General features: G+C 40.4%; 16 protein-coding genes. 9 read left to right on the forward strand and 7 right to left on the reverse strand.

Features of this window, described 5'->3' with window-relative positions; translation table 11 throughout:
• Positions 1–96 precede the first annotated feature (96 nt).
• Genes yjbM through IEX12_RS08675 form a run of 3 tightly spaced genes read left to right on the forward strand, consistent with a single transcriptional unit; the run spans position 97 to position 2,513 of the window.
• The gene (gene yjbM, locus IEX12_RS08665) at positions 97–705 is read left to right on the forward strand and encodes a GTP diphosphokinase (protein WP_088049781.1); all 609 of its coding nucleotides are present in this window, start codon (positions 97–99) and stop codon (positions 703–705) included.
• Between the two features lie 47 nt (positions 706–752).
• Positions 753–1,562 carry an NAD kinase gene (locus IEX12_RS08670; protein WP_088049782.1) on the forward strand — a complete coding sequence of 270 codons (810 nt, stop codon included), beginning with the start codon at positions 753–755 and terminating at the stop codon, positions 1,560–1,562.
• Between the two features lie 57 nt (positions 1,563–1,619).
• Entirely contained in the window at positions 1,620–2,513 is an 894-nt protein-coding gene (locus IEX12_RS08675) for an RluA family pseudouridine synthase (RefSeq protein WP_286171040.1), read from the forward strand.
• Here IEX12_RS08675 and prpE read toward each other — a convergent pair.
• Entirely contained in the window at positions 2,497–3,237 is a 741-nt protein-coding gene (gene prpE, locus IEX12_RS08680; protein ID WP_102415497.1) for a bis(5'-nucleosyl)-tetraphosphatase PrpE, read from the reverse strand. The genes IEX12_RS08675 and prpE overlap by 17 nt on opposite strands.
• A 142-nt stretch (positions 3,238–3,379) precedes the next feature.
• A complete protein-coding gene (locus tag IEX12_RS08685) occupies positions 3,380–4,555 on the reverse strand; it encodes an FtsW/RodA/SpoVE family cell cycle protein (protein ID WP_088049784.1) in 1,176 nt (391 codons plus the stop codon).
• A gap of 187 nt (positions 4,556–4,742) precedes the next feature.
• Between IEX12_RS08685 and mgtE the strand changes: the two genes are divergently transcribed.
• Positions 4,743–6,101 (forward strand): magnesium transporter, encoded by a 1,359-nt coding sequence (gene mgtE, locus IEX12_RS08690; RefSeq protein WP_188724954.1) that lies wholly within the window; start codon positions 4,743–4,745, stop codon positions 6,099–6,101.
• A gap of 199 nt (positions 6,102–6,300) precedes the next feature.
• A complete protein-coding gene (locus IEX12_RS08695) occupies positions 6,301–6,825 on the forward strand; it encodes a CotO family spore coat protein (RefSeq protein ID WP_088049786.1) in 525 nt (174 codons plus the stop codon).
• Between the two features lie 199 nt (positions 6,826–7,024).
• Here the strand turns inward: IEX12_RS08695 and IEX12_RS08700 are convergent, their stop codons facing one another.
• Positions 7,025–7,531, reverse strand: a complete 507-nt coding sequence (locus IEX12_RS08700; protein WP_088049787.1) for a CotY/CotZ family spore coat protein — start codon at positions 7,529–7,531, stop codon at positions 7,025–7,027.
• A 428-nt stretch (positions 7,532–7,959) separates the two neighbouring features.
• Here IEX12_RS08700 and IEX12_RS08705 point away from each other — a divergent pair, with 428 nt between their 5' ends.
• The 3 genes from IEX12_RS08705 (at position 7,960) to IEX12_RS08715 (ending at position 8,857) form a co-directional block, all read left to right on the forward strand.
• A complete protein-coding gene (locus IEX12_RS08705) occupies positions 7,960–8,187 on the forward strand; it encodes a hypothetical protein (RefSeq protein WP_088049788.1) in 228 nt (75 codons plus the stop codon).
• 76 nt (positions 8,188–8,263) lie between these two features.
• The gene (locus IEX12_RS08710) at positions 8,264–8,473 is read left to right on the forward strand and encodes a hypothetical protein (RefSeq protein ID WP_088050960.1); all 210 of its coding nucleotides are present in this window, start codon (positions 8,264–8,266) and stop codon (positions 8,471–8,473) included.
• A 120-nt stretch (positions 8,474–8,593) separates the two neighbouring features.
• The gene (locus IEX12_RS08715) at positions 8,594–8,857 is read left to right on the forward strand and encodes a hypothetical protein (protein ID WP_088049789.1); all 264 of its coding nucleotides are present in this window, start codon (positions 8,594–8,596) and stop codon (positions 8,855–8,857) included.
• Between the two features lie 147 nt (positions 8,858–9,004).
• Here IEX12_RS08715 and IEX12_RS08720 read toward each other — a convergent pair whose 3' ends face one another.
• The 4 genes from IEX12_RS08720 to IEX12_RS08735 form a co-directional block, all read right to left on the reverse strand.
• On the reverse strand, positions 9,005–9,709 hold the full coding sequence (locus IEX12_RS08720) for a DUF421 domain-containing protein (protein WP_088049790.1): 705 nt from the start codon (positions 9,707–9,709) through the stop codon (positions 9,005–9,007).
• A gap of 280 nt (positions 9,710–9,989) precedes the next feature.
• On the reverse strand, positions 9,990–10,409 hold the full coding sequence (locus IEX12_RS08725) for a GNAT family N-acetyltransferase (RefSeq protein ID WP_308777558.1): 420 nt from the start codon (positions 10,407–10,409) through the stop codon (positions 9,990–9,992).
• Positions 10,409–10,927 carry a YjcG family protein gene (locus IEX12_RS08730; RefSeq protein WP_155555208.1) on the reverse strand — a complete coding sequence of 173 codons (519 nt, stop codon included), beginning with the start codon at positions 10,925–10,927 and terminating at the stop codon, positions 10,409–10,411. Before IEX12_RS08730 ends, IEX12_RS08725 begins: the two co-directional genes overlap by 1 nt.
• A gap of 182 nt (positions 10,928–11,109) precedes the next feature.
• Complete coding sequence (locus IEX12_RS08735; protein WP_155555207.1) at positions 11,110–11,835, reverse strand: alpha/beta hydrolase; 726 nt, start codon at positions 11,833–11,835, stop codon at positions 11,110–11,112.
• A gap of 355 nt (positions 11,836–12,190) precedes the next feature.
• Here IEX12_RS08735 and IEX12_RS08740 point away from each other — a divergent pair, with 355 nt between their 5' ends.
• Positions 12,191–12,571 carry a DUF6944 family repetitive protein gene (locus IEX12_RS08740; RefSeq protein ID WP_188724955.1) on the forward strand — a complete coding sequence of 127 codons (381 nt, stop codon included), beginning with the start codon at positions 12,191–12,193 and terminating at the stop codon, positions 12,569–12,571.
• Positions 12,572–12,671: the final 100 nt, after the last annotated feature.

A 12,671-nucleotide genomic window follows, 5' to 3' on the forward strand; every position in this document is an offset into this window, starting at 1 on the left:
CGGATGTTGGGTGAATATGCAAAAATTAGCTATTGCCAGCTGATATGTTAAAATATAAAGGGCTATAATTTTGAAAGATAACAGGTGGTGCATCAGATGAATTGGGAAGCCATACTTGCGCCTTATGCTCAGGTTGTTGAAGAATTAAAGGTAAAATTAAAAGGGATGCGGGCACAATTCGAACATGAAAAACGGCATTCACCGATTGAAATTATAAGTGGCAGAGTGAAGCCGATTCCAAGCATTTTAGAAAAAGCAAAACGGAAACAGATAAAGCTTGAAAACATTGAACGCGAAATGCAGGATATTGCCGGGGTACGGGTTGTCTGCCAATTTGTCGATGATATCTATACGATCGTAAAAATGATCAGATCAAGGAATGATTTAACGATTATCGAAGAAAAGGACTACATTTCCCATAAAAAAGACAGCGGCTACCGTTCGTTTCATATGATTATTGAATATCCGGTTGAAACGATTCACGGAGAAAAAATCGTATTGGCGGAAATTCAAATCCGCACCCTGGCCATGAATTTTTGGGCAACAAATGAACATTCATTGAATTACAAGTATGCAGGCAGAATTCCGTCTGATATCAAAGCAAGACTTAAGCGGGCCGCCGAGGCTGCGTTTAAGCTGGATGAAGAAATGTCGAAAATTAAAAATGAGGTTCAGGAAGCGCAGCGGATCTTTCACCGTAAATAATAGTAGCTAGGTTAAAAGGAATTAGGAATGGAAAGGGATGACTGCACATGAAATTCTCTATCGTATCAAAAGGGGACGAACGCTCAAATAGCATCAAAGCAACAATCAAGCAATATTTAACCGATTTTGATTTAGTTTATGATAAAAAAGAGCCCGATCTGGTCATCTCAGTTGGTGGTGACGGCACATTGCTTGAGGCATTTCATCGCTATGTACATCGAACCGATTCTACCGCATTTATCGGAATCCACACAGGGCATTTGGGTTTTTACGCTGACTGGGTCCCAAATGAAGTGGAAAAGCTAATTATTGAAATTGCCAAAACACCATTCCAGGTCGTCGAATATCCGCTGCTGGAAGTGATTATCCGGGCAAAAAGCGGGGCATCAGAAGACCGATTCCTTGCGCTAAATGAAGCAACAATCAAAACAGCTGATGGTTCGGTCGTTTTTGATGTGGAAATTAAGGGCGAGCATTTTGAAACGTTTCGCGGGGATGGATTATGTGTATCCACCCCGTCGGGAAGCACAGCATACAACAAGGCATTGGGCGGCGGAATTATTCATCCGTCACTGGAAGCCATTCAGCTGACGGAGATGGCATCGATTAATAACCGGGTTTTCCGGACAATTGGTTCTCCATTAATTTTACCAAAGCATCATACATGCTTGCTAAAACCAATTGTCGATCGCAGCTTTCTTATTACGATAGATCACTTTACTGAAACGTATACAAATGTGAAATCGATTCAGTGCCGTGTCGCAAAAGAGAGAGTACGGTTTGCCAGATTCCGGCCATTTCCGTTTTGGAATCGGGTGCGAGATTCCTTTGTTACGGACGAGGATAAGAAGAAATAACAGGTCAAGGCCATGCTTGGTACTAAAAGCGTGGAACAAACAGAGAGAAAGCAGCAGGTGACAAGGGTGAAGTGGACAATTACGAACGAATATAACGGGATGCTGGTCCGTGATTATTTACAGCAGGTACAAGGAGTTTCCCGGCGGATTTTGAAGGTGGTAAAATTTGCTGGAGGAGAAATACGTGTAAATGGTAAGGCGCAATCTGTTCGGTTTCCGTTAGGTACAGGTGACCAGCTTGAATTAAAGCTTCCGCCAGAAACAATCGGAACCGGCATGTACCCGGAAACAATGCCACTTTCCGTTGTCTATGAAGATGATGGGGTTTTAGTTATTGACAAGCCTGCTGGAATCGCAACCATTCCATCGATGAACCAGCCATCCGGTACCATTGCCAATGGTGTTTTGGCCTATTACAAGCAGCAGCGAGTCCCTTTTACAGTCCATGTTGTAACACGACTTGACCGGGATACGTCCGGGCTTTTGCTAATTGCTAAACACCGCTACAGCCATTCACTGCTTTCCCGATTGCAAAGGGAAGGGAAAGTGAAACGGCATTATCAGGCAATTGTCGAAGGAACGCTGCCAATGAATCAGGGTACGATCAATAAACCGATCGGCAGGAAACAGGGATCCATTATTGAACGGACGGTCACGGAAACGGGGAAACAGGCGATTACCCATTATCATGTTATCCAGGAGACAGCTGCACACTCACTTGTTGATGTTAATCTCGAAACAGGAAGAACCCACCAAATCCGGGTTCATTTTTCCCATATCGGTCACCCGCTTGTCGGAGATGATCTGTATGGGGGTACTTCCAATGTTATCGACCGGCAGGCATTACATTGTTACCAGATCGAGTTTGAACATCCATTTACAAGGGAAGTAATGCGGTTCAACTCGGCAATTCCGGAAGATATGAACAGGCTGATTAATCAAAATGTGTAAATTTTTCGGCGATGAATGGCTGACTGGATGGGACTGTTACGGTTTCTTCCTCTGGCAGGCGAAAAGCGGTTAACGCGTTGCCGAACACACAGCCCGTATCAATATTGACTGTTTTGTTAACGAGTCGCGGTTCCATTACGGGCGTATGTCCGTACACAATCCACCGATCTCCATGATAATGCCTCGCCCAGTCTCTCCTGATTGGCCGCCCGTCCGGATAATATTCACCGGAAATATCGCCGTAAAGAACGAACGTTTTTACTTTCTTCCCGTAGCGCCCAATATAGGATTCCTTAATCCCTGCATGGGCAACAATTGCATTTGCTTCCGGGATTTCCAAATAGAGTGGCGCGTTTTCATAGAGCGTCATGAATTGCTTTTTTATGCTGGACTGTGCTTTCGCATTCAGCACCTGAAACTCCGCGACCGTTGTCTCAAGTCCATGCTTCAGCATGACATTATTCCCTGAAAAATACCGGTACAGCTTGTTACAATGGTTTCCTGGTACATATCTTGCTCGATTTTGGTCGAGAACCATGCCACATACCAGCCGGATAACATCCATCGAGTGTGGCCCTCGATCAGTAATATCGCCGACAAAAACAGGTAATCTCCCGTCCGGATGGATAAAACTATCATCTTGCTTTTCGTAACCTAACTTATTAAACAATGTGTGCAATTCATTCAAACATCCATGCACATCACCGATAACATCGATTTTCATAGTTACCCACCTTTATCTTGATATGAATAGTTTTAGTATACGGGAAAAAGAAATTTTGAAACAGGTCGATCGGGCAAGAGAAAAAATAAAAGAAATCGGCCAAGTAGCCGATTTCTTAAAGAACAGCGTGGCTGGAGAATAATCATTCAAACATATACTTCCTCGTCCGTGAGTGGACATTAAGCACAATACCGATGGCCATTATGTAGGCCAGTGTTGAACTACCACCATAGCTTAGAAATGGTAAAGGTAAACCAGTAACCGGAAGCAATTGGATGGACATACCAATATTTTGGAAAATTTGATAGCCAAACATCCCGATCATTCCCGTGACAAGATAGCTGCCATAATTATCATTACTTAATAAGGCGATATGAATTAAACGATAAATCAAGATAAAGAATAGGGCAACAACAAGGCTTGCTCCGATAAAACCAAATTGCTCAGAAATAGCTGTGAAAATCATGTCTGTGTGCCGCTCTGGAACATAGACTTCCATATTGCTTATTCCTTTACCAAATAACTGACCAGATCCAATTGCAAGCATCGCTAAGATTAGTTGGTATCCAGAGTCGGGATATTGTTCCGGATCAAGCCATCCATATATCCGACTTGATACATGGCCAAAAACCGAGTCTTCAAGAAAGTCAGCAATTGGACCAGGGAAGAAGTACCATGTAGCAACACCAGCAGCTACAACGCCAAGCACAATGAAAACGATCGAAAAGATGATACGCCAGCTAATTCCAGATACAAGCACAATACTTGCAGTAATGAATGCCAAAACCAGGAAGCCGCCTAAGTCAGGCTCCGTAGCTATTAACAACATGGGTGGCACAGCAATTGCCCCTATCTTTAGCAACAGACCCAAATCACTTTTAATGGTTCTTGCTTTATACTTCTCATTATGTTGTGATGTGACAAGGGAAAGCGTCAATACAAGGAATATCTTCATAAATTCGGACGGTTGAACGGTGCCGATACCCGGAAATTTAAACCAACTGGTAGCGTTGTTTGCTTCATGAATAAGTGGTGCTGGAAAGTGCAATTTTAACATTAGTAACGATACAATGCCAATCCCATATAATATCCAAGTGATTTGTTTAAATCGATCATAGTCGATTAACATAATAAATGTTGCTAAAACGCCACCACAAATATACCAGGCAAATTGTTTTAATACAAAGTTGGATCCCTCATAGCTTGCAGGTAAGGACGGCACAATAGTATATATGGTAAATAAACTTACACACCCCAGTAGGATGATAATGAAAATTAATGTATAATCAATATTTAGTCGGTTCGATAGACTGTTCATTCGGATACCTTGCTTTCTGTTTTTCCTTATTTGTTTAAATAAAGCTCCTTAAGACAGTTTACACGAAAACCATGATTTTTTTAAGCATTCTTATCAAATTTTGAAAAGTGAAATAATAAACGGTGTTTATGACAGTTGAAAGCCTGGGGAATAATGATATAGTATAGGCGGAAAGGAAGTGATACATATGGATAATCGTAACGAAATTGAAGGCCAATGGGGGAATTTGACAACGGTCTTGGAAAATGAACAAATTGATCTGTTTCGTGAAGAATTTTTGGACATGCATCCGTATGATCAGGGGAAATTTTTTATGGATCAGCCAAAAGAATTGCGGATGCAAATCTATACGTATTTATCTCCGGAAGAGACCGCCGAGATCATGGAAAATATTGAACTGGAAGATACCGAAGCATTTTTTAGTGAAATGGATCCGCGTTTTGCCGCAATGGTTTTCGCTGACATGGCGACCGATGATGCGGTCGATATATTAAATGAACTGGAAAAGGATAAAGTTGCAAGTTTCCTGACGATCATGGATCAGGAGGCGGCCGGCGAGATTAAACAGCTGCTCCATTATGAGGAAAAAACTGCTGGAAGTATTATGACGACGGAATTTATCGCCCTTTACAAAACACAGACAACGAAAGAGGCGATGCTTGACCTGAAAAAAGAAGCTCCGGATGCGGAAACGATTTATTATTTATACGTGGTAGACGAAGATAAACGTTTAGTTGGGGTACTTTCGTTACGTGATCTTATCATTGCCGATGAAGATACGTTAATTGGTGAAGTGATGAGTGAAAAGGTTGTGTCCGTTTCGGTTGCTCTTGACCAGGAAGAAGTTGCCCAGATGATCCGTGATTATGATTTTCTTGCGGTTCCAGTAGTAGATTTTCAACAGCATTTACTCGGGATTATTACGGTCGACGATATTTTGGATGTTATGGATGAAGAAGCGAGTGATGATTATTCCAAGCTTGCCGGAGTATCTGATGTAGATCGGCCTACTGAAAGTGCAATTCATTCTGCAAAAAAACGGTTGCCCTGGCTGATTATTTTACTATTCTTAGGGATGCTAACAGCCAGCTTGATTGGCCGGTTTGAGGATACACTTAGTAAAGTAACCATTTTGGCTGCCTTCATCCCGGTAATTGCCGGGATGTCCGGAAACACTGGTACACAAGCTCTGGCAGTTGCAGTAAGAGGAATTGCAACAGGTGAATACGGTCAATCCGGTAAGCTTAAACTTATTATGCGAGAAGCCAGTACAGGACTAATTACCGGTTCATGTTGTGGAGTCGTGATTACGATTGTGATCTATTTATGGAAAGGCGATATTTTTCTTGGGCTACTTGTCGGCATTTCCATTTTAGCGACATTGACCGTTGCAACAATCGCGGGTGCCTTGATTCCAATGGTAATGGATCGGTTAAAAATTGATCCCGCCGTAGCGTCAGGTCCATTTATTACCACGATCAATGATCTTATTTCCATTCTTATCTATTTTGGGTTGGCAACTGCATTCATGGGTTTTTTGCTGTGAGTTTTGCTAAAAAGAGTGATTCTAATGGTATCACTCTTTTTGCATACTATAAGCGATTATTGATATCGAATAACATGTTTTAAAGAATACAGCACCTCCTGGGCATTGAAGTCTCTCACCGGGATATTTCCCTAAACACGTTTACGCAAATAGGCTCATATAATGAGTTGATAATTAGTTTAAAAGGAGAGATTGTCCAATGGTCAGAAAGAGATATGCCAGAGACCCATTATTTTACATTCAACAACCCAAAATAAAGAAGCCCGAGGCACCCATGCAGCATAATTATACGACGCCAAAAAAAGCAAAACCAAATAAACAGCGGGGTGACAACAATTTTAGCCCTTTAATGTCTGCACGAGGGAATAACTTTGAGCAATTTCAAAATCCACAACCCACGGCTGAAAGTGAAAGACTGACTGACACTCAATCGGAAACTAGTGATGTACATGAACAACCGGGAAATGATACTGAAGATGCCAGAGAGGAAGAAAATAAGAATAGACCCAAATTCAAGGATATGAGCATTGCCGAAAAAATTGATTATTTTATTAACATTCCGTCCCACATCCCTAAACTAAAATGTGAAGTAAAAACAGAGGACCGATCATACCGTGGCATCATGATAGAACGCGAGGATGAGGTTATATTACTTCGAACGGGAAAAAGGAAATTCAGTATACCTATTGAAGACATTATCGAAATTCGCATGCTTGGTATGTAAGCACAAAGGCGGAAGTGCTCGGTTAGCGGCGAGAGTGCTCTCGCCCTGCTATTTAGTGTGGTTCGGTGTTGCCGCTGGGCGCTGGAGCCAGACGTGGCTCTTCCTGTCAAAGAATCCATACAGCTATAAATTTTATATGTTCTTTACTGAAAATGAAAGGAGAAGAGGATAAAATGTCCTCTTCTCCAAAAGTTCTGCATTAGTATTTGTGAGAAGGTGATACTACAGTGTTAAATGCTGAAATTGCCGGTAAGCATGTTACATGGCAGAAGCAGTTTACATCAACGGTGATGCAAATTCCGGTAGCGCGTAAATGACAAGTATCCTGATCAACAGGATTTTCAGGATTGCAATCGTCATCGGCTGGATCTCGCAGCAGCTCAAGAACTGCACAGCAATTGTCGTCGACTTTTTTCACACGGAAGTAGAAGCTGCCGACAACTTCGCCAAAGTCACACGAACCATTGTTATCGCCCCTGAATGCGCCGAAGCCTTTAAATGGTTTGCAACCATCTTGACAGTACAAAAGAACAGGTACTGTATCCAGATCGTTATTATTTTCCTGCTCTCCCAGTAAATCGTTAATGGATCTTTCGCAGCTCGAATCACAGCAGTTCTCTACAATATCATTTTGTACATCTGCTATTTCCTTTAGAATGTCACATACACAGTTCCCTGTATCAAACTCTTTTCCACAACAACCCATAAATTATTACTCCTTCCTAATGTGTTATTGACGTATTGTCCCTAATAGGGTATGACACTTCCATTAGTTGGTGTGGGCATAAAACCAATGAATAGCAGAGGATAAAATTTTACGAGGAAAGGGGCGAATGTCCATACCCATGGTGAAATGTCTACATAGACTAATAGCGACCAAATTTATAAGTGTGTGTTCAAAAGGAGGATAAAAAGGATCGAAGTCGGCTGCCGTCGTAACGTCCTGGATACCTAGTTTGAGACAGCTTAGTTTCCAGCCGCCGATAAACGAGGCAACTAACTTCTTCAAATGATGGCCGACTAAAAACGGGCTTTGCGCCCAACTCACGTCTACCCTTTTGAAGGGGCATGTCTTTTTTACCGGACTTTTTGAACATCCTCTAAGGAAGTAAACGTAAAAAGGAGTGAATCTTAATGTCTGACAAGAAAAAAGTCATCCATGTGAAGGATCTGGTAATTAAAGCTGACAATGTGCATATTGAGCCGCGACGTCCTCACCGTTATGATCCATTTTTTGGTGGGCGGCGTATGGATGAACAACATGAAAGTGCTGAAGCGGCTGGTGACGAACGAGAAAACGAACATGAACATGCGGATGAAAGTGAAGACAGGGATAATCGGGGACCATTTTCTTGGATATAATGCTTACTTGCTTACAATGAGAGGCAGCTGTTAAAGCTGTCTTTTATTTCGCTAAAAGGAGTTGAGAATGTATATCATGGTTAAAAAATCGAACATCCCCTGGCTAAGACATCTGCGGGATATCGAGAAGCATTTGGAAAAGAATGAAAAGTGGTTCCAATATCCTGAAAAAAATATGGAGCGAATTGAACAGGACATGGAAAAGTGGAATGCTGATTTTTTAAAAGGGATCGGCCATCTTGAATCGTTAATTAAAGAACTAGAAAAGAAAATGGAGGATAATTAAAATTTTTTGCATAAAGTTATCATGTAACGGGTATGGTTAAGTAAAGGTATTTGAAAAATCGGACATAAATAGCTTAAGGGCATCGAATTGATGTAAAAACAGTAGCAAGGGGGGGTTAGAATGGGTTATGTGTTACCAATTTCACAACATCAGTACCACGATTATAAAAATCGTATTACGAAAGATAAACAAGATCCCTTTTATATTGAAAATCCGTATAAAATCATCTTGGAATTGCAAAATCAGGATCCCCCTCGCAAAAAATCACAGCAACCAATCATAGATACCTTTGTCGAACAGGAAAAACAAATAAAGCATTGTGGTGCGGACAAAATATATGCAAATTTAACAGGAAAAGGAAAGCATTTTAATGTAAGCATATGATAAAACCAGGATACATTTACAGAAAGTGACCTGGTTTTATCGTGAGGAGGGAACTGCTGATAAGATTAGCTTGCTAATATTTGAGGGTTAAATAAGATCCTTAAGTCGCTTAGTCGGAGAAGTCCAACTGATTTATACTGGTTCATCTCAAGTACCACTTCTACTATTTTTATTTACATAGGGGAGAAGGAACAATTTTTTTCCGGGAATATATTCGGCATAAAATACATCTTTTACGGAATGAAAGTTCTGTCTACTTAGTTCCTTGTTTAACCATTCTTCGCTGAGATCTTGTTCACACAGATTATCCTCTAAAATTTCCCCATCATTAATTAAGGTCACTGCAAGCTGGGCATCACCTGGTGAAACCTTCAAATCCTGTTTGGTAGGCGTTTGAAATTCGGCTTTCTTCATTACTGAGAGACTGCCATCTGTTTCTAATATCGCATACTCCACTTCCTGTAATGAAAAGGCATTTTTGGCTCGTAGTAAATGCTGGAGCTGATTTATATCGAGTTTATTCTTTTTCATTACTTCCCTGATCAGGTTTCCTTTGTGTATGACGAGGGCTGGGCTGCCTTCGAGCATGGCACGGGTTCTTTTGAATTTTTGTGTAATAATCTCTGTCGCGTATAATAACACACCCCACAATACGACAACAAAAGCAATATCCTTAATCCCTGTGTCAGGGTCAAATAAGGCATTTCCGACAAGCTCACCGAGAACGAGTGATGCAATGAAATCAAAAGCGGTTAATTGTGAGATTTGTGTCTTACCAAGAATCTTTGTCAAAGCAAACAAAGCAAAAAAACCAAAAAGCGTTTCCAAAAACATTGGCATAAAACTACTCATTTGAAAGCCCCCTTTACACATTCACAAATTAGCATTGCCGGAAGTGGAGGGGATATACATTGTTGGAAACAATTAGGACAGGAAGTTTCGTTCTGTGACTGGAGATATCTTGCATGGCAATCCGAATGAAGGGGAGACTACTGTGGAATTGCTGAACAACAGAAGTAATCTGTAGCATAACAATAGAACCCGCCCAAGACATCTCTTATAAATTATTCTCTGATCTGTCCACAGCATTAAAAAACTAAAAATGACAGCCGCCAATATGGTGGCTGTCATTTTATAGTTGCTTTATCATCGTAACATGCGGGATACCGGCATCGAGGAATTCCCCTGATACTGTTTCATAACCTAGCCGTTTATAAAAATTTTCCGCATGTGTTTGCGCATTTAATTTTGCTTTTCGATAACCTTTTTTCGCAGTCTCCGTTTCCATGGCTTGAATGAGCTGTGCACCATATGACTTACCGCGCTGCTCTTTTAAAACACAAATGCGTTCCAGTTTTCCGTAGTCACCGGCAAAACGAAGCCTGCTTGCGGCGATTGGGCTGTCATTCTGAATAACAATAAAGTGGACTGCTTCTTTGTCGAAATGATCGAGTTCTTCCTCTGGCGGCACATGTTGTTCATCAACAAAAACAGTGGTGCGCACTTGGAAAGCCTGCTTTATTTCCTGATCACTGTTTGCCTTTTTGATCATCAAACGTATTCCTTCCCAAAAACGAAAGATTCATAAACAGTCCAAGAACCGTTATCCAATTGATACAATAACTGGAAGCGATCAACGGTATCCTCGATTTGAAAGGATTTCATTTTCAGACTGCCAAATATATCGGAATATTCATCGTGTTTCAGCTTCTGCGCAATCGTAATGTGTGGAACAAAGGAATATTCTTCATTTTTCGGGAATTTGCCGCTTTGCATTTTTTCGTGTAAATCAATCAATTCCTGAATCGGCTCAACTTTTAAATAAATAGTGTTTGTAACAGGAGCAAATGTACTTACCTTGTTGATATTAATTTTAAAAGGCTCTGTTTCGTTTGCAATCATTTTTAGCTCGGTTATTAACGTCTCCAGCTCATCATTATCAGCTTCAAATGCTTCCTTCAATGTAAGATGTGGTGGAATTAGCGCATAATGTGGGTCGTAACGCTTCCGATATGAGTTAACTTCATCTTGGATAGGCTTGGATGGAAAAACAACAATACCGTATTTCATCGTAAAACCTCCTGTTCATATTTAATCCATTAATACGTGATACATTTACCCTGTATTTTATGATTTACTCTTTATTATAACAAAAAACAGCATAAAATGGAAAAGAAATTTTTCGAAAAATTTTTGACGATTCGTTGGTATGATATGTGGCTTATGTTTTAATCAAACCGTAAGCGGTGTGATTATTCGTCAAACATGGAGACAAGCGCGCGTTTTAGATCCTTCTGCCATGGCTTCCATGTGTGGGGGCCATCCAGTTCATAATACAGATAACTTATACCTTTTTCAGCTAACAGTCTGTTCAATTCCCGATTCGGGGTAAGAAAATCCTGTTTGGAACCATCTGTTGTATCTACTTCCGTCTCCCCGATGCCAATTGTGTGGTAGATATCCAGTGAGAAAATATCTTTAGCGTTCTTCACCGCATTCATTACCGTTTCATCGACATATGGTGACTGCATAATGACATTACTGAATGTATTAGGATAGGTAATTGCGGTCATTAATGCTAGCGTTCCTGCAAGCGAATCCCCCATTAACGTACGTGATTGTCCCATATGGTATGTCGGGAGGAGATCATCTAAATATGGCACAACTTCTTGAACTAGAAATTTCATATAGGACTGATGCTGTTTGCCGCTTGGATGATATTTTTCTTTGCGGTCAAATTTATCCTTATAATGGATCCCAACAAAAATCGTATCTGTTATTTCCTGACTTTCATGAAGCCTGTCACTAAGTGTTGCCACCCGGCCTAATTGAAAATAATCATTTCCATCCTGCATAATACAAATATGATATTTATAAAGCGGTGAAAAGTTTTCCGGCTGGTAGATTTTTAATGTCATTTCCTCGTCTAAATAACGGCTAAAAATCTTACGCTCAATCATTGTTCCCTTTCTTGGCATCGTAGCACACCTCAATTCTATGAAAAATCTCTGTAAAAAGGTTATTAAAATGATCAAATAATAAATGCTGAATATCTTTAATGCTTTTGAAATAAATTATCAGCTAACCCTTAAATAAGTTTATCATGATTTATATTCTAATGGTAATGCTTTTGCTTAGTTCTTCTGCTGTCTTTTTACTACGGAAAATGTATTCTCGTTGCTTAAACTGTTTTTTGTCATTTTGTTTAATATCCTTCTTCGAGGACATTTCAAACCTGAAAATAGAAAATTTCTACATCATTAGTCTGTAGCGGAAACAATACTTCTTTAATGAAATAGGATAGAATAAATCAATTAACAGGTGGAGGTTGCGTTGAATGATCGATTAAAAGTGCTTTATGGAACCTGGATACAGGCAATAGGCACAACGGTTTCCGCGGTGGCAAATACCCCGTCCTTAGTGAATGATCAAGATTTACTTGCTCATCTTGATTTATGGGGGAATGTTTTGCAAGCAACAGGTAACGCTTTGGTTGCAGACAGTGAACAGTATCCCTCTTTAGATAAGCTTGGAAATCAGATACAATCGATAGGGAATTTGACGAATATCGTGGGGTTTTTAGTAACAGTTAGTGAAGAGATACAGGCAGAACTGAATATTAAAGGAAATTGGATCTATGTCAAGAAATTGGACACTAGAAATGGTGAATTTTTTAAATTCCTACCGCGCTCCGCTTGCTTCCCTCTCTGTTAAAATAAGGGGAAAGAACGCCCCTTCTTTTAACAGAGAGGCTAGTACGTTTTTCTATAAAGCTATCTTACCTTAGATACATTTTTTCATACGCCATTGGTGC

Origin of the sequence: Lentibacillus populi (assembly GCA_014642895.1) — a bacterium.
In the GTDB taxonomy this organism is placed as follows: domain Bacteria; phylum Bacillota; class Bacilli; order Bacillales; family Amphibacillaceae; genus Lentibacillus_C; species Lentibacillus_C populi.